We start from the raw sequence: 17,267 nt of genomic DNA on the forward strand, positions 1-17,267 counted from the left end.
TGGGTAAGCAGTCTCATTCTTATCGGGCCGGTGGCAGCAGGTGCCCGGCTCACTGGCTTGCCCGCACGCTGGCCAACCCACTGGCACTCAACGCCCTGGTGGCCGGCCGACCCCGGTAGCGGATGGTTCCGATACCGGCTACGGTAGCCGTTAAGGCCTGGGTAGCAGTCACTTCCTCGGTGCCGGTACCCGCTAGGCTGGCCGTGGTGGCCGCGCTCCGCAGGCCGAAGCCGTGGTAGGTGCCCACGCCCCGGATGCTCACTTGCTGCGTGGTGGTGGTGCCGCGCATGGTTGCGGTGCCGGCCCCGCTGATGGCCACGCTGGTGCGGGTGTTGGCCACCAGCAGCGTCAGGTTGCCCACGCCGGCCAGCTCTACAGCCAGGGCGGGGGCAGTGAAGCGCGTCAGCCCGGTCAGGGAAGTGGTGCCGGCCAGGCGTAGCTGCGTTAGCTTGGGCAAGGTGATGGTGAGTTGGAGCCGCTCGGTGGGCCGCCAGGGCTGCCACCAAGCGGCCTCGTCGTCGGGCGCGTGAAAGTGGAGAACGCCCGCCTGCGTACTGGCCGTGAGCTGGTTGAGCTGGCGCAGCGACCCCGCCACCACGATGCGCTGGGGGCTGCCTTCGGCCACCGTAACGTCGGCTGCCCCCTCGACGATGAGGCCCTCGGCGGTGGGCAAGGTGAGCAACCGGGTTTGGGGGCGCTCTTCGGCCAGGGCTACTTTTGGTGCTAGCTGGCCGGCCCCGGCTGCGCCCAGGCCAGCCGCCAGGAGGGAGAGGAAAATGAGGTTTTTCATGGGTTTATAAATGGCTAAAAAACAAAATGTTATTTTGATGAGTAAGTAGGCTCGCGCTGCGCGGTTCCGCCTGCGCGCTTTGCTCGCGCATGAACTGGAAAGTTCGCGCTACTGGTGCAGCAGCGGCACCGTGACGGCAAACTCCGTTGCCGAATTGTCAATCTGCACGGGCTGGCCGGCCAGCAGGCGGTAGCGTTCTTGCAGGTTGCGCAGGCCGGTGCCGCCGGGTTCGGGACGGGTGTGCTTGGGGCGCTGGGGGTTGTGAACCCGTAAGCTTTGTAAGCTCACCATCAGGGAAATGGGTAATGGGTCGTCGTCGTCGCCGCTGTTGTGCTTGAGGGCGTTTTCGATTAAAATCTGGAGCGTGCCCGGCACGGTGTGCAGCCGGGCGGGGTCGAGGCCGGGGGCGAGGGTCGTCTCAAACACATAGGCCGCGCCGAAGCGGTGGCGCAGCAGGTACACGTAGTCGTCCAGAAATTGCAGCTCCTCGGCCAGGGTCACGAAGTCGGCGTCGCGGTGCCGGATGAGGTAGCGGTAGAGGTTGGCGAAGCAGCCCAGGTAGTGGCCCGCCACGGCGGTATCCTGCCCGATGAGCGTGTGCAGGACGTTCAGGTTATTGAACAGAAAATGCGGGTCGAGCTGGGCCTTGAGGGCGCGCAGCTCACTTTCGGCTTGCGCTTTTTGCAGCAGCAGCACCCGGTGCTGGGCCTCGAAGTAGTGCTTGCCGGTGAGCAGCACCGCCAGCAGGCCGTAGCTCTGGGCGTGCCGCACGGCCGATAGTAAGACGTTCTCAGCGGAGAAAGCGGGGCCGCGGCCGACCAGGTAGCCGTACATATAGAAGTAAGCCAAGCCGCTCAGCCCCGCAAACACCGGGAACAGCGCCAGGCCCAGCCAGCGGCGGCGGCCCAGCACCAGGGGCAGCAGCCCGCCTACCAGCAGGGCCACGGTGGCGGTGTCGAGCGCCACTGTGCCCACCACTTCAGGCAGCACCCGCCCGGCGCTGGTGTGGTTGTCGGCCCGGTATTGCAGCAGTAGTATCGGGGCGACTACCAGCCAGTAGGCGGCCACCAACACCAGGTCGGAGCGCGAAGGCCGCTGGGTGTCGAAGGGAGAATCCATGCTGAAAGAAGGCGCAAGATGCGGGCGAAGCGGGCTAAGGGACCACGCAGCGCTAGCCTTTGACCAGCGCAATGAGTTGCGCCAGCTCGTTCATTCCACTATGCACGGCAATGGGCAGTAGTAAATTGCCACTGCGAGCCCGGCACCACGCCAGCACGAAGCCGCCGACCGTAGGAATCGCCATTGGCAAGAGATTTAGCGTGGGGTGAAAGGCCGCATCCACCCGCAGGCCGTGGACCAGCCCAAAAATCAGGGAGCTGACCACAGTTCCCCAGCCCAATTCGGCCCCGAGCACCCGTACCCGCCGCGGGAAAGCCCGGTTCAGCAGGGCCAGGAAAATTCCGCGAAAAGTAAGCTCCTCGGTTATTCCCACGCTCAGATTTACCAGCTGGTAGTTTACCGTGGGGTGCCCGCCCGGCAGTAGCAGCCACAGAAGCCCGGTTTCCAGCACCAGTAGCGGCATCAGCCAGCGCCAAACGTCGCGGCCGGTACCGGCATTAGTGCGGAGCTGTAAGCCGAATTCAGCGCGTTGCCAGTTGCCTACCCGAAGCAGCAGGCCCAGGGCTATCAGGCTGACCAATAGGGTCAGGAAGATGTTCGGCCAGTAGCTATCGTGCGCGGCCAGGAGCGGCCTTAGTAGTGCTGGTGGCAGCGTGGCCAGGCCGACCCACATATCAATGCCTACCAGCAATATCCCCGCAAGCAAATAGCGCCGAGAAGCGGTTTGCCGCAGGGCTGGCAGGCTAGGTAACAGGCCCGATAGGCCCAGGGAAAGCCCGGTATATAATGCGTTCATATTTCGTTGAGGTCTGATTATCAGTAAAGTAAAGCCGCGTCGGGCCGTGGCTACCGGCTGCTCGTGGTTTCCGCGCCCGCAACTGGTGCTAGCGGCCGCGTGGCTCCCCCATCGCGCACCAGCAGCAGGCACTGCACGTAGTCCGTGGCAGGGCGGGCGGGGTCAAACTGCATTTGCTGGCTGGCGGGCAAGCCGGGCGCGTAGGTGATTTGCACGGGCGGGCGGCGGGCGGCCGTGCCGGGCGCATCAAGCCGTACGAGGGTCGTGCTACCGGGCCGGGTGCGCGCCTTGAGGGTCTCTATCCCTTGCAGCTTGACCAGCGGTCCGTCGTGGTTGAACTTATCGACTTCGGTGAAAAGCTGGCCCGGCGTGCGCCAGGGCGCAGGCAGCCCGGCCGAAGCCGTCATCATGCGGCAGCCCGAGTAGGTGCTGAGGATGGACACGATTTTCGCGTGGTCCGGTAGCGCGCTATTGCGGATATAAGCGGCCAGACTGGTAAAATTCAAGCCCTTTTGCTGCGGCACGTGGCCCAGGCCCCACAGGCCGTAGAGTTTCTCGTGCGCCAGGTGCCAGAGGGGTAGGGCGGCCTGGTAGTTGGCAAACAGCTGCTGCTCGCGGCCCGGCAGCGTGCGAGCGTAGCCGAGGTTAGTGAGCGCGTACCGCACTTCGGCGCAGGCTTGGCGACCGAGGGCGCGGCGGGCGGCGGGCGCAGCTTCAGCCAGCGCCCGCCCGGTGCGCAGGGCCAGGTCGGCGGCCAGGTCGGGGGTAGCGCGCAGGGCGGTTTGCACCGAATCGAGGGCCGCGGCCAGCCGGGGGGTAGGGGCCGGCCGGCGGCGCGCAGGTCGTGCAGGTAATCGGCCAGCAGCGCGTAGTCCTGCACCCCGTCGATGCCCACAAATTGAATGCGCCGGGCGGGCGGGAGCGTCTGGTTCAGGCCCCGGATGCGGCGGATTTTAGCCATGAAACCGGCGTTGCCCCACTGCGCCTGCTCGCGCACCCAACTGGCAAATACCCGCGCCAGGGTGGTTTCGTTGCCGGTGTGCAGGTAGTCATTCAGGTAATAGGCTTTGGCACAGTCTACTTCGGCCAGGTAGTGGCGCACGTCGGCCCGCTGGTTGAGGTGGCGCAGCAGGGCAAAGTCCACGTCTTGCAGCCGCTGCACGCCGTGCGATTCACCCAGCAGAAACACCTTATTCCGGTAAAAATCCTTATCAAATAGCCGGAATTGGGGGCAGCCGACCAGGTCCAGCGTTTCGCGGGGTGCGTCGGCAAAGACAGAATCGGGTTGTTGGGCGCGGGCAGCGGGTCCGGCCGGCAGGAAGCTAGCGCCTAGCAAGGCAGCCCGGAAAAAGACTAGGAGTTTCATACGCGGGAGAGTGAGCGGTGATAACTGGCGCAAACCACGCTGCTAACCCCGCCCGCTGCCAGCGGCCCGTAATGAATCGGGAGAAAAAGCTGTTGAAGTCCGTGAAAAATCCCGTGAGTTAGTGAGTGGTAGGGTGCGGGGCTGGCCCCCGCCCGGCGTTGAACGATGGGCGCAGGATTCGTTCAAACGCCGGGCGGGGGCCAGCCCCGTACCCTACCCCACCACCACCGGTACTACCCCCACCTTTTTGCGCCGCCGCCCATACACGCCCAGAATCAGCAGCGGCAGCAGCGTCAGCTCAGCCACAACGCCAAATAGCAGCGTGAGCCCAATGAGCAGGCCCACGTAAAACGTGCCGTCAAACGACGAAAACAGCAGCGTGCCGAAGCCGCCCACCAGAATGAGCGAGGTGACGATAACCGCCTGCCCGGCCAGGATGTAGGTGCGCCGCACGGCTTTGAATAAGTCCGGCTCGTGGCCCATCGTGAGGCGCAACTTACTGATAAAGTGAATAGTATCATCCACCGCAATGCCGAAGGCGATGGTGAAGATGATGCTCGTGCTCACCTTCATGCTCACGCCGGCCAGCCCCATCACGCCCGCCACCACCAGAATGGGTAGCAGGTTGGGAATGAGTACCACCAGCGTCATGCGCAACGACCGAAACAGCAGCAGCACGATAGCCGTGACCATCGCCACGTCGATGGCCATGCCCTGTATCATGTTGAGGGTCAGGTTCTCATTGTTTTTATCAATGAGGTTGGATGAGCCCGTGAGGCGGGTGCGCAGCACCGTCGTGTCAATGCTGGTGCGCAGAAAGTGGCGGAGCGCGCCGTTGAGCGCGTCGGCCCGGATGCTACCCACGTCCACCATGCGGCCGGTGAGGCGGCCGGCCGTGCCGTCGGGCAGGGCCAGCGCCCGAAACTCGGGGTGCTTGCGAAACTGCCGCAGCGGCCCGCGCAGCCGCGCCAGCCCGGCCGAATCGGGGGGTAGGCGGTATTCGGCCAGCCCGCCGCCGTGCAGCGCCTGGTACACGGTGCGCACCAGCGTGGCCGGCGAGGCGGCGAACTTCAGTCCGTAAGTAGTGGCCAGGTAGCGCTCGATTTTCTCGGTTTGGGCCAGCACGGCGGGGTCAAAAATATCGCGCCCGCCGGCCGGCTTCAGCTCCAATTCAAAGGGCCGCACCCCGGCGAAGTGGTCGTTGAAAAACGCGAAATCCCGCCGCACGGGGTCATTCTTAGACAAGTCATCGAGCAACGACGAGTTAATCCGCACCCGCGAAGCCAGCCCGATGCTGGCCACCAGAATGAGCCCGCTGAGCATATAAATGAGCCGCCGCCGCCGCAGCACGCCCACAAACAGCCGGCTCAACACCCCGTCCCAGTCGTGGCCGTGCTGGCGGGGCTCGCGCAAAGCGGGCTTATTGAGCAGCACCAGCATGGCCGGTAACAGCGTGAAGCTCAGTAGGAAAGCCAGAATAACGGCAATGCCCGTAAACAGCCCGAAGTTGTGGATAGGCTTTATAGTGCTCGTCATCAGGGTAAAAAAGCCGATGCTCGTCGTGAGCGCCGACAATCCCGAGCCGAAGCCCGACTCCTTCATCGTCGTGCGCAGCGCGTGTTTTTTGCCCGCACCGTAGCCTAATTCGCTCACGTAGCGGCTGATAATGTGGATGGTATCCGACATGCCCACTACAAACAACATCAGCGGCAGCAGGGCCGTCATCAAATCAATGCTGATGCCGCAGGCCCCCATCACGCCCAGGCCCCAGATAATGGCCCCCACTACCACCACCAGCGGCAGCACTACCCCCCACCAGGTGCGAAACGTGAGCCACAACAGCCCCATTACCAGCACGAAAGACAGCGACATGAAAATTATCATCTCGCGCTGCAGGCGGTCCACGAACACCGACTGCGCCACCACTTTGCCCGCAAAGTGCACCCGCGCCGCGGGCAGCCCCGCCCGCGCCAGCCCGGCGCGCAGCTCCGTCAGCAGTGAGTCGCCGGGCGGCTTCTTAAGGTCGGGCGTGGTTTGGATGACCAGGGCCACGGCCCGCGCGTCGGGGCTGAGGAGGTTGCCCACGAAGCCCGGCGTTTGGTAAATGAGCGTCGAGTCGGCGGCGCGGCGGCCGGGGTCGGCGCGGTATTCGGCCGGGTGCAGGTAGGGGAGGGTGTAGGCCCCGAGGCCCTCCACCACGGTCTGGCTGAGTGTGGTGGGCGACACCACGTGCAGCACATCGCGCTGCCGCCGCGCCACCCGCGTCAGGCTATCCACCTGCGTCAGGAAGGCCGGCGAAAAAGCCGTTTGGCCCGGCCCGGCCTCCAGGGCCAGCAGCAGGTAGTCGTTGTCGTTGCCGTAGCGCCGGGTGTAGCCCTGGTAGTAATCCAGGTCGGGGTCGCCGGCGGGGTAGAAGTCGTTGAAATTATAATTGAAGCGGAGCTGGGCAGCAAAGTAGCCGGCCAGCCCCGTGAGCAGGGCCAGCACCAGCAGCGTGAGGTGCGCGATTCGGCGAAGCGACATAAAACAAGTAGCGCGGACTTTGTAGTTCGCGGGGGTAGCGGGGCCGGCGCACACGCGCTTCGGCATATCCGAAACCCGTTGTACTTTAGAAGCCGCAACAACCCCTAACCCTCTGGTTTTACCAATTGTTTCTCCCAAGTCTGATGAAAAAATCCCTGCTCGCCCTCGCACTGCTGGCTTCGGCCGCCACCGCCTTCGCCCACGACGGCGATAAGCCCGCCAAAGGCAAGAAAGCTGACCACTGCACCGCCGCGGCCGCCGCCAAGTGCGAGCAAGGCATGGCCGGCACCAGCATGGCTGGAATGCCCGCCTGCTGCCGCGCCAAAATGGCCGCCGCCAAAGCCGCCGCGCCGGCTAAGGTGGAAAAGGTGGCGATGGTGAAGTCGCTGTAAAGGCAGGGCAACACTTTTTTTACCAAACGCCCTACCCCCTTATTTTCAAGAAGCCATGACTGCTTACGACGCTGGGTATTTCACCGGAAAATTCATTCATGACCTCGGAATGTCTGCCATCGTTGTTCGTTTTTTTTCCTATGTTCGCGGCTATGTTAAGCTGTGAGGATTGAGAAGCAGATAATAGAAAACGCCACCCAAACAGGTGGCGTTTTTAGTTGCAATACTCAGTCGCTGCCATTCGCTACGTCCGCTCTCGAACTAATTGGCGGGCGGCGGTGAGCGCGGCCGGCACCAGTTTGTTAGCCGCAATAAGCTGGTTAAGCTCTACAGTTGATTTAGGAGAAAAGCGCTCTTTGAATTGAGCTACTTCTTCCTGTTGCGCACGGGCTATACGGGTTGGCGAGGGCGCAATCAACTTGAAAAAATAAGCGTTTGCTTTCTGAAAACTCAATAAATAAGCTAGCAAGCTTATCAGTAACAAAACGGGATTGAGGCCGATGGATAATTCTCCAAATCCAATGCCGATGTTCGTCTGTAAAACGTTGAAATAAAGTAAATTAAATAAGCCAAGCAAGATACTTGCTCCTAAGCAAAATACATAATAGCGTCGAAAAAAGAAGAAAGCAACAAGGGTGATGATAGTAGCTGCGAAGGCCCCATAGTGTCGAGCAGATAAGGTAAAGTTATAGGTAGTGCCAGCTAATACAATCGTTCCATTGAGTGCAGCCAGGCAGGTGCTGATGCAACAGGCTGCTAAAGTCAGCGCCGGAATTAAAGGCCGGTAGCGCTGATAGACTACTCTAAGCATAGGGTCAGTGAGGGCTTTTAAGCCTTTGAAGCCCCAAGTATAAGAGACGTAAGGTCAGCGGTCATTTTTATCACGTTCCCACGCATTTACAGACCTGCCGCGTAACTGCCTTCCGGCGTACCTTCGCGGCAGCTTTGTCCTATCCCCTTAAAATGAAAAAAGCTATTCTCTTCCTTGCTACGCTTGTTTGTTTTGCCTTCGCTACCCACGCCCAAACGCCGAGTAAAGAGCTGACCACGGCCGTGATGAAAAACAACGCCGCCGCCGCCGAAACGCTGCTGGCCGCCGGGGCCAACCCCAACGCCGCCGTGGAGATAGTGCCCGGCTTCCCCACGACTTACCTCATCACGGCTGCCACCAACGGCAGCCTCGACCTGGTGAAGCTGCTGCTCAAGTACAAGGCGCAGGTGAATCAGCCCGACGGCTTCAAGGCCACCGCCCTCATGGCCGCGGCCGGCAAAGGGAATAAGGCCATCGTGGCGCTGCTGCTGGCCAGCGGGGCCGATGCCCAAGCCAAGGACGACGAAGGCAAGGATGCCCTGGCCCTGGCCAAAGAAGCGGGTAGCCCCGAAACGGCGGCCCTGCTGGCGCAAAAGCTGAAGTAGCCGGCTTCGAATGGGTAATGCCGGGCGCTTTACTTTTGCCTTTTGTCCCGCCACCTGCCTACCCCCATGCGCCAGTACCAAGCCCTTCTTCGCGAAATCCTCGACCACGGCACGCTCAAAACCGACCGCACCGGCACCGGCACGCGCTCCATTTTCGGGCCGCAAATGCGCTTTAATCTGGCTGAGGGCTTCCCGCTGGTCACCACCAAAAAGGTGCATTTGAAAAGTATTATTCACGAGCTGCTGTGGTTTTTGCAAGGCGATACCAACATCGCTTATCTAAAAGCGCACGGCGTAAAAATTTGGGATGAGTGGGCCGACGAGCACGGCAACCTCGGCCCCGTGTACGGCTACCAGTGGCGCAGCTGGCCCGATGGCCACGGCGGCCACATTGACCAGATTGCGCAGATTATCAATCAGTTAAAAACCCAGCCCGACTCGCGCCGCATGGTAGTAAGCGCCTGGAACGTGGCCGACCTGCCGGCCATGAAGCTGCCGGCCTGCCACGCGCTCTTCCAGTTCTACGTGGCCGATGGCCGCCTCTCGTGCCAGCTCTACCAGCGCTCGGCCGATGTCTTTTTGGGCGTGCCCTTCAACATCGCTTCCTACGCTCTGCTCACGCTCATGGTGGCGCAGGTAACGGGCCTGCAACCCGGCGAATTTATCTGGACCGGCGGTGATACCCACCTCTACAGCAACCATTTGGAACAGGCGCGCCAGCAGCTGGAGCGTGCCCCGCGCCCGCTGCCCACCATGCGCCTCAACCCGGCCGTAACGGACATCTTCGGCTTTCAATACGCAGATTTTCAGCTCGAAAACTACGACCCCTGGCCCGCCATTAAGGCCCCCGTCGCGGTTTGAAGTTCCTGATTTTTCCAAGTTCCCAATTCCTAGTTGACGTTCAAACCAGGAACCAGAAACCAGTAACTTGAAACTTAATAAAAGAAGTAACTTAGGCGGATGAGAATCAGATTGGCGCTGCTGGGCGCGCTGCTGCTGGCGGCCGGGGCTGCCCAGGCCCAGTACGCGGCTCCCGGCTTCCCGATGCTGCCGCACCGCCGGCCCCTACCCCCCACCGACGCGCCGGTGCTGCGTTCGCCGGTGTTGCCGCGCTTCTGGCACGAAACTGACCCCAAGCGGCAAGCAACCGGGCGCGACCAGTTTTTTGAGTTCGTGTCGGCCCAGGCCCAATACCCTGAGGCGGCCCGCCCGGCCGCCGACCAGCCCAACGTGCTCATGCCCACGGGCCGCATTTTCGTGAGCATTCAGGTGCGGCCCAATGGCTCGGTGCGCCAGCCGCCGCGCATCACGCGCCGCGAACTCACGGAGCCCGACGCCGCCTACCCCCCCGCCGCCATCCGGGCCCTCGATGCCGAGGCCCAGCGGGTGTTGGGTGCCCTGCGTTTCGCCCGCTCGCCCGCCACCCAGGATTCGCTGGTGGTGCCCATGCGCTTTATCGCGAAGTAAGTATTCAGATTCCTTAGAGCCTGGTGTTGAGTATGTTATATCCCTCACGAAGTGGATTGCGAGAGCCAGGTAGGGTGCGGGGCTTGCCCCCGCCCGTCGTTGTCCGATTCTGGCGCGGGCTGTTCAACGACGGGCGGGGGCAAGCCCCGCACCCTACTTCGCGATAGAGATAGCGGAAGTGCGGGAGGAAATGGTGGTTTCCGTAGCCGCGCGCTAACCTTGGCTGCGCGCGATTGAGTTAGCGGAATCTTGGGCGAAGAGCAGTATTCTGTTTTCCTATATTGCTCGGACGGAAGCGGTAGATTGAAGCTTTAAATTTAACTTTTCTACTAATTATTTGACTTGTCTAAGCGAGCGCTTTGGCCAGTGATTCATCTTGTTTATCGAAAAAAACTCATTCAGGCTATTTTAAGCGATATTTTTGGGTAAGTTTAATTTAGATAAGTTTGGCATCTAAATTGTACTTCCGCCCACCTACCTTCAGCTAATCTGCCGTGCATATCTCCCCGCTCTCGACCCTGCATCGCTCGCTGATTGCCTTTAGCGCCCTGCACTTAGGCTACGGCCCACGGGCAATCGTCCTGGCTACCCATCAGGTGACGGAGGCTGACCTGCATCACCACCAAGTCGATTGGCAGCGCCTGCAGGCTCTGCGCAATGCGGAGCGGGTCAACAACGAATTGACCTACAGACCCCCGGCTGCGGGTAATAGCAGAGCTTAGTACCGACTCAGCCGCGCCAGCCATTCCGCGCCGGGCGCGGCAAACTGGTGGTTGCCTACCCCCCGCACCGGCCGTAGCGCGGCCACGTTGGCCGTAAAAACGGCATCAGCCGCCAGCAGGGCTCCCCGTTGATACAGGCCTTCCTGACAGGCCTGGCCCGCTGCCAGAGCCGCCCGCAGCACGGCCGCCCGGCGCACGCCCGCCACGCAGCCGCTAGCCAGCGCGGGAGTATATAAAACGCTGTCTTTCAGCCAGAAAACAGCCGACGCACCGGCCTCCGCCACATGCCCGGCCGCGTCGCAGAGAATAATCTCCTCCAGCCCGCGCTGCCGCCGCTCGTGGGCGGCGCGCACGTAGAGCCAGGCCTGCGGCCCCTTGCAAAAGCTCAGCGGCGATGGTAACGCAGTGGTTTCGTGGGCAAAATCAACTTGGTGCAGCGCGGACTCGTCGGCCACGAATGGCTCGGCAGTGGCCAGCCACTCGGCGGCATTGGTAAGCGGCGCATAGCGGCCACCGCCGGCGCGCCATAGTTGCAGGCGCAGGCGGGCGGCGGGCAGCTCGTTGGCCGCGGCCAACCGGGCCAGCGTAGTTTCCAACGCCTCGGCGGTGGCCAGGGCGGCGGGCAAATCCAGGTATAGAGCGGCGGCGGCCTGCTGCATGCGGGCCAGATGGCCGGCGGCCAGGCGCAGGCGCCCCCCCGTGAAAATCAGGGTTTCAAAAAAGCCATCGCCGAAGGCCAGCCCGCGATTGGGCAGGGGTAGGGTGGCGGTGGGCAGCAGGTCGTTGTTGAAAAGCATCATTGGCCGAAACTACTGCGAAGGGGTCCAGAGCCGGCTCCGGGCGTTACTAGACCCAGGTGGGCTGCGACCAGCGGCCCGGCCCTGGGGTGGCCCGCTGGCCCCGCCAAGCTGGCGCTAGTAAGGCCGTAACTTGCACCATAATTCATCCTAACTCCTGAGTGAGCCTGAAAATGCGTTGAACTGAAGAGATAAAAAGAGCGCAAATTAATTCGGTAGCCGAGAGACAGCGGGCGGGTGGCGGGGTGTAGCGCGGCTGAGAGCGAGAGTAGTGCTAGCTGTTTTTTCTTTCTCTGAGGCTAGAAAACAAGAGGTAGCAGCTAGGATGAGTAAATTGCACTTTGTTAATAATAAAGATGAAATTGTACATAAAATATATGGTCAGTGTCCGTTGCAAAATGGCCGTGCAAGACAAGCTCGATAAGCTCGGCCTGCACTACGGCACGGTCGACTTGGGGGAAATAATCTTCAAGCAAAACATTACGCCGCAGCAGCACGCCCGACTCCAGGAAGAACTCCAGGAACTGGACGTCGAACTGCTCGACCAGCACCAAGGGAAAATAATAGGGCAGATAAAGGCAGTCATCATGAAAATGGTGCATCATGCTGATAGTCTGCCTAAAATGAAGAACTCGGAGTATCTCAGCCAGCAATTAAAGCGCGATTATACCTACCTGGCCAACCTGTTTTCAGAGGCTACCGGCGTCACTATTGAGCAGTCAATTATCAACCACAAAATTGAGCGCGTCAAGGAATTGCTGCTCTACGATGAGTTGAATCTAACGGAAATCGCTCACAAGCTTAACTACTGCAGCGTGGCCCATCTGTCGGGACAGTTTAAAAAAACAACGGGTTTGACGCCCACTTTTTTCAAGCAGTTGAAGCATAAAATGCGGCACTTGTAGTGGGTAGGAATAATGCAAATTTTAGGAAAAATAACGTAAGCTAACCGGGTGGTAGGAAGCGGAGATTTGCAGCGTAAATTTTATTCTGTTATTCATCCCTACTCCATGAAAGTTTTTTTACTCTTTATCTCAACCGCTGCGGTGCTACTGCACGCTCCGCAGGCTGCCTGGGGGCAGGCTGCGCCGCCGCTGGGCGCGGCGGCCAGCTTCGCCTTATTTACGGCGGTGGGCGAAATCAAAAACGCCGGCCCAACCATTGTCAACGGCAATATTGGCACTAATGCGGGGGCCTTCACCGGGTTTCCGCCGGGCGTGGTCAACAACGGCAGTATTTACGTAGCCACTACCTATTCGACGCAAGCGGCCACTGATGTGCAAACGGCTTACCAGTACTTTTCGGACCATATTCCGTGCGCTACGCCGCTGGCTATCTACGGGGGCACGCCAGCCGTGACGCTGATTCCTGGCTCTTATTGCGTGAGCGGGGCTACTACCCTGGCCGGCACGCTGATTCTGGACGCGGGCGGCGTGGCGAACGCGAAATTTTACCTGCGGGTTATTGGTGGGGCCCTGACTACGGCCGCCAACTCCACGGTCGTGCTGGCCGGTGGGGCTACCGCCGACAACGTGTACTGGCAGATATCGGGCGGGGCAGTCAACCTGGGGCAAAACTCGACGATGCAGGGCACCCTGCTCGTGGATGGTGCCATCAGCATGGATGAAGGAACTACACTCGTGGGCCGCGGGCTGTCGCGGGCGGGGGCTATTTTGCCGACCTCGACCCCGACTTTCATTAGTACGTTCAGCCTGCCCGTGCCTACCTCAACTTCGTGGCTGGGCACCGCCCTTGGGGGCCTGAACACAGACTGGTACACGGCCGCGAACTGGTCGAACGGCGTGCCGACGAGCGTTTTAGAAGCCATTGTGCCCACCGGCACTACGCCCTACCCGGTGATTGCCAGTGGCAGCGCGGCGGCTAAAAGCCTGACTATCGGCAGCACCGCCAGCCTGACGCAGGCCGGCGGTGCGCTCGACGTGAAAAATGCCATCGACAACAGCGGTACCATTAGTGCTACGGGCGGCACTGTGACCTTGACGGGGGCCACGGCGCAGGCTATCGGCGGCAGTGGCCGCACCCAACTTTGGAGCCTGACCATCGCTAATGGGGTAGGGGCTACCCAGACCGGCACCCTGAGCATCCACGGAGTGCTGGCCCTGACTAGCGGCGGCCTCAACACCAATGGCCAGCCGCTAACGCTGCTCTCGGATGCGGCCGGCACGGCCCTGGTAGTGAACACCAACGGCTCGGTAACGGGCCCCGCTACTATGCAACGCGCCATCGACCCCACCTTCAACGCCGGGGTAGGCTACCACCACTACAGCTCGCCGATGGTGAGCACCACGCTGGGCGACCTGACGACCACGCCGGGCTTCTCGCCGATTTTCAACACGGCCTACAATACCGCCGCCATGCCGAAGGCCACGACGCCCTTCCCCAACGTGTTTGCCTATGACCAGGCCCGCGTGACGACCAGCGGCAACCCCGGCTCGCAGGACTTCGACCTGGGCTTCTTCGTGCCGGCTGATGCCAACACGACCATGACGCCGCTGGTGGGCTACGACCTGAACATCGCGGCCAGCTCGACGGTGGACCTGATGGGCACGCTCAACAACGGCCCGGTAGCCATCAGCAACCTGAACCGGGGCACCCAGACGCAGAGCGGCTGGCAGCTGCTGGGCAACCCCTACCCCTCGCCGATTGACTTCAGCCAGACGGTGGGTATTGCCAGCACCAACATGGACAACGCCGTGTACGTGTACCAGAGCACCGGCCAGTACGTGGGCCAGTACCGCAGCTACGTGAACGGCATGGGCGGCAGCCCGCAAGTGGCCGCCATGCAGGGCTTCTTCATGCGGGCCACTACCCCCAACCAGATGGCCAGCCTGGCCCTGACCAACGATTCGCGCGTGACCACGTTCGCCACCACGCCGAGCTTCAACCGCACCGCCGCCGACACCCGGCCCCAGGTGCGCCTGCGCCTGCAAGGCAGCACGCCGCTCATCGACGAGGCGTATGTGTACTTTGAGAAGGGGGCCACGGCCGACTTCGACTCGCGCTTCGATGCCTACAAGCTGCCGAACTCTTCGGGCCTGAGCGTGGGTAGTCTTATTACCAGCAACGAGCTGTCGGTGAATGGCTTGCCACCGATTACGGGCAGCACCACCGTGTCGCTGAACGTGCAGGTGCCCGCCGTTGGCACTTACGCCCTGAACGCGCTGGACCTGCTCAACTTCGACGCCAGCACCCAGGTGTATTTGCTTGACAACCAGACCGGGGCGCGCATCGACCTGAGCAAGCAGCCGCTGTATAGCTTCACGGCCAGCGCCACGGCGCTGCCGGGCCGCTTCGTGCTGCTGTTTGGGCCCAACACGCCGCTGGCGGCTACCCCCTCGGCCCTGGCCCAGCAGGTGCAGCTGTTCCCGAACCCGGCCCACGGCAGCTTCACGCTGGTAGTGCCCGCCGAGCTGGGCCACGGCTCGGTGAGCGCCACGCTCTACAACCATCTTGGCCAGGTGGTGACCAAGCAGACGCTGCCCCTGACCGCCGCCGGTGCCACGGCCCAGTTTGACGTGTCGTACCTCACGGCGGGCGTCTATACGCTCCAGCTGAAGACGGGCGAAAACCAGGTGGTGAAACGCGTGGTAGTTACCAATTAATAAACCGACCGGCAACGCACCCCAGGCCTACTTTGTAGCGCCTGGGGTGTAGCCCGACCGCTTTATCCCTCTCACTCTCAAGTCTCTTCTCCGATGAAAAAATATACCATTGCCAGCGCCGTCGCCACCGTGGCGGTGTGCCTGCTGGGGGCCGCTACCCCCGCCCTGGCCCAGGCCGGCGCCCCCGGCTCGGGTGGCCCTACCCCCACTGGCCCCAGCCCTACGCAGGTGCCCATTGATGGCGGCGCTTCGCTGCTGCTGGCCAGCGGCGTGGCCTTTGGCCTTAAAAAGCTGCGCGACCGCCGCCGCGCGCGGTAGCCCTGGGTAGCGCAGCTACCAGGCCATCTTCTTTCTGCGCCAGCTCTTCCTGTCAAAGGGAGGGGCTGGCGTTTAAGTTTTGAACCCTTCCCATAGGCTGGGCGGCCCCGCGCCGTAAGCCGCCGCGCTTATACTAACCCGAATTTCTTGCCCGGCAGCGCCCGCACTACCCCCCCAAACTCCAGCGTCAGCAGCAGCGCGGCCACGGTATGGATGGGCTGCTGCGCCCGCCAGGCCAGCTCGTCGATGTGCAGCTCCCGGCCGGGCGCGGCGGCCAGCACGCCCACCAGGGCAAATTCTTCGGCTGTGAAATCGTCGGGCGAGTAGGAGGGGGTAGGCTGGAATTTCCCGCTCTGGAACAGGGCGGCGTCCCAATTCAGGAGCTGCTCCAGGTCGGCGGGCTGGGAGTAGAGCGCGGCCTTGTTGGCTTTAATCAAATTATTGCAGCCCGCCGACGCGGCCGACGACACGTTGCCGGGCACGGCCAGCACGTCGCGGTCGTAGCTCAGGGCCAGCTCGGCGGTGATGAGCGCGCCGCCTTTTTCGGCGGCTTCCACCACCACCGTGCCGTCGGCCAGGCCCGCGATGACGCGGTTGCGCTGCGGAAAGTTGTAGCGGTCGGGTTGGGTGCCGAAGGCAAACTCGGTGAGCAGGCCGCCCGTTTCGCGCATTTTCTCGGCCGTTTTGCGGTGCGCGGCGGGGTAAATGACGTCGAGGCCGGTGGCCATCACGCCCACCGTGGCCAGGCCTTCCTGCAAGGCGGCGCGGTGGGCCAGGATATCAATGCCATAAGCCAGGCCGCTGATGACCAGCGGGTTGTGCGGCACCAGCCCGCGCACCAGGGCCTCGGTTTGCTCGCGGCCATATTCAGTGGCCTGGCGCGTGCCCACGATAGCCACCGTCTTGGGCGCGTTCAGGTCGGCCGGACCTTGGTAGTAGAGCAGCACCGGCGCGTCGGGGATGAGCTTGAGGCGGGCCGGAAACTGCTTGCTGGTGTAGAATAAAATCGCTACCCCCTCCTTTTCGGCCTTGCGCAGGCTGGCTTCGGCCTGGGTCAGCGCCTGGCCACGCGCGGGGCCGGTCAGGATTTTGAGGGTGGCCTCGCCTACCCCCGGAATGCGCCGCAGCCGGCCGGGCGGCAGCGAAAATACGTTTTTAGCCGAGCTGCCGTAGCTCATCAGCTGCCGCGTTAGCTGCGGGCCGATGCCGGGCAGCAGCGTCAGGGCCAGCTCGTGGTAGAGGTCGTCGGTGGTAGAAGAGGGCATTCTGGGAATGAGCGGCTGTCATGCTGACGACAGGAAGCATCTCGCTCGCGCCGTTGGCGGCCGGGGCAACGGCGCGAGCGAGATGCTTCCTGTCGTCAGCATGACGTTCTGGTATTACGTATTCGAATTTATTTGGATAGCCGCTACTCGCCTTTCTGTGCGGCGTCGATTTCCTTCTTCAGATTCACCAGAAAGCCGCGCACTTTTTCCAGGCTCTGAATCACGTCAATCTTGTCTTTGAGCTGGCCGCCCTTCTGCTTGAGCATTTCGCGGGCCCCGGCAATGGTGTAGCCGCGCTCCTTAACCAGGTGGTAGATAGTGCGAAAGATATCGACGTCGGCCTGCGTGAAGAGGCGGTTGCCCTTCTTGCTCTTGCGCGGGGCCAATTCGTCAAATTCCGTTTCCCAGAAGCGGATGAGCGAGGTGGCTACGCCGAACTGCTCGGCCACCTCGCCGATGGTGAAATACTGCTTGGTAATGTCGCGCTCTTTATAAGGCATAGGGGGTGGGAATAATTATGAATTATGAATTGTAACTTATGAATTAAAAAAACGAGAAATAATAAATTAGCAGACCGTCACCAAAATTCATAATTCATAATTTACAATTCATAATTAATCCACCCTGGTAAGCTAAAGCTTACCCTACTTCTTACCTTTGTCTTTGCAAAGCA

At 61.7% G+C, this 17,267-nt stretch carries 18 protein-coding genes; 7 read left to right on the forward strand and 11 right to left on the reverse strand.

The window, feature by feature from the left end; all coding sequences use genetic code 11:
- Nucleotides 1-49 precede the first annotated feature (49 nt).
- From A0257_03350 to A0257_03375, 6 genes are all read right to left on the reverse strand, one after another.
- A complete protein-coding gene (locus tag A0257_03350; GenBank protein ID AMR26222.1) occupies nt 50-790 on the reverse strand; it encodes a hypothetical protein in 741 nt (246 codons plus the stop codon).
- 108 nt (nt 791-898) lie between these two features.
- Entirely contained in the window at nt 899-1,909 is a 1,011-nt protein-coding gene (locus A0257_03355) for a hypothetical protein (protein ID AMR26223.1), read from the reverse strand.
- Between the two features lie 52 nt (nt 1,910-1,961).
- Nucleotides 1,962-2,600 (reverse strand): hypothetical protein, encoded by a 639-nt coding sequence (locus A0257_03360; GenBank protein AMR26224.1) that lies wholly within the window; start codon nt 2,598-2,600, stop codon nt 1,962-1,964.
- A 155-nt stretch (nt 2,601-2,755) separates the two neighbouring features.
- Nucleotides 2,756-3,229 (reverse strand): hypothetical protein, encoded by a 474-nt coding sequence (locus A0257_03365; protein AMR26225.1) that lies wholly within the window; start codon nt 3,227-3,229, stop codon nt 2,756-2,758.
- On the reverse strand, nt 3,208-4,041 hold the full coding sequence (locus A0257_03370) for a hypothetical protein (protein AMR26226.1): 834 nt from the start codon (nt 4,039-4,041) through the stop codon (nt 3,208-3,210). Before A0257_03370 ends, A0257_03365 begins: the two co-directional genes overlap by 22 nt.
- 243 nt (nt 4,042-4,284) lie before the next feature.
- Entirely contained in the window at nt 4,285-6,594 is a 2,310-nt protein-coding gene (locus A0257_03375; GenBank protein AMR26227.1) for a hypothetical protein, read from the reverse strand.
- 143 nt (nt 6,595-6,737) lie between these two features.
- Here A0257_03375 and A0257_03380 point away from each other — a divergent pair, with 143 nt between their 5' ends.
- On the forward strand, nt 6,738-6,986 hold the full coding sequence (locus A0257_03380; GenBank protein ID AMR26228.1) for a hypothetical protein: 249 nt from the start codon (nt 6,738-6,740) through the stop codon (nt 6,984-6,986).
- Nucleotides 6,987-7,230: 244 nt separating this feature from the next.
- Here the strand turns inward: A0257_03380 and A0257_03385 are convergent, their stop codons facing one another.
- Nucleotides 7,231-7,563, reverse strand: coding sequence for a hypothetical protein (locus tag A0257_03385; protein ID AMR26229.1), 333 nt, complete (start codon nt 7,561-7,563; stop codon nt 7,231-7,233).
- 386 nt (nt 7,564-7,949) lie between these two features.
- Here A0257_03385 and A0257_03390 point away from each other — a divergent pair, with 386 nt between their 5' ends.
- From A0257_03390 to A0257_03400, 3 genes are all read left to right on the forward strand, one after another.
- Nucleotides 7,950-8,402 carry a hypothetical protein gene (locus tag A0257_03390; protein ID AMR26230.1) on the forward strand — a complete coding sequence of 151 codons (453 nt, stop codon included), beginning with the start codon at nt 7,950-7,952 and terminating at the stop codon, nt 8,400-8,402.
- Nucleotides 8,403-8,468: 66 nt separating this feature from the next.
- Nucleotides 8,469-9,263, forward strand: a complete 795-nt coding sequence (locus A0257_03395; protein AMR26231.1) for a thymidylate synthase — start codon at nt 8,469-8,471, stop codon at nt 9,261-9,263.
- A gap of 111 nt (nt 9,264-9,374) precedes the next feature.
- A complete protein-coding gene (locus A0257_03400; protein ID AMR26232.1) occupies nt 9,375-9,869 on the forward strand; it encodes a hypothetical protein in 495 nt (164 codons plus the stop codon).
- Nucleotides 9,870-10,423: 554 nt separating this feature from the next.
- Here the strand turns inward: A0257_03400 and A0257_03405 are convergent.
- Nucleotides 10,424-10,615 carry a hypothetical protein gene (locus tag A0257_03405; GenBank protein AMR26233.1) on the reverse strand — a complete coding sequence of 64 codons (192 nt, stop codon included), beginning with the start codon at nt 10,613-10,615 and terminating at the stop codon, nt 10,424-10,426.
- Nucleotides 10,588-11,391, reverse strand: coding sequence for a hypothetical protein (locus A0257_03410; GenBank protein AMR26234.1), 804 nt, complete (start codon nt 11,389-11,391; stop codon nt 10,588-10,590). The genes A0257_03405 and A0257_03410 overlap by 28 nt, the downstream gene beginning before the upstream one ends.
- 353 nt (nt 11,392-11,744) lie before the next feature.
- Here A0257_03410 and A0257_03415 point away from each other — a divergent pair, with 353 nt between their 5' ends.
- The 3 genes from A0257_03415 (at nt 11,745) to A0257_03425 (ending at nt 15,329) form a co-directional block, all read left to right on the forward strand.
- Entirely contained in the window at nt 11,745-12,293 is a 549-nt protein-coding gene (locus tag A0257_03415; GenBank protein AMR26235.1) for an AraC family transcriptional regulator, read from the forward strand.
- Nucleotides 12,294-12,398: 105 nt separating this feature from the next.
- Nucleotides 12,399-15,011 (forward strand): hypothetical protein, encoded by a 2,613-nt coding sequence (locus A0257_03420; protein AMR26236.1) that lies wholly within the window; start codon nt 12,399-12,401, stop codon nt 15,009-15,011.
- A gap of 93 nt (nt 15,012-15,104) precedes the next feature.
- Complete coding sequence (locus A0257_03425; GenBank protein AMR26237.1) at nt 15,105-15,329, forward strand: hypothetical protein; 225 nt, start codon at nt 15,105-15,107, stop codon at nt 15,327-15,329.
- 128 nt (nt 15,330-15,457) lie between these two features.
- Here A0257_03425 and A0257_03430 read toward each other — a convergent pair whose 3' ends face one another.
- A complete protein-coding gene (locus A0257_03430) occupies nt 15,458-16,594 on the reverse strand; it encodes a DNA processing protein DprA (protein AMR26238.1) in 1,137 nt (378 codons plus the stop codon).
- 143 nt (nt 16,595-16,737) lie between these two features.
- Entirely contained in the window at nt 16,738-17,094 is a 357-nt protein-coding gene (locus A0257_03435) for a MerR family transcriptional regulator (protein AMR26239.1), read from the reverse strand.
- Between the last annotated feature and the right edge of the window lie 173 nt (nt 17,095-17,267).

Source organism: Hymenobacter psoromatis (assembly GCA_001596155.1).
In the GTDB taxonomy this organism is placed as follows: Bacteria; Bacteroidota; Bacteroidia; order Cytophagales; family Hymenobacteraceae; genus Hymenobacter.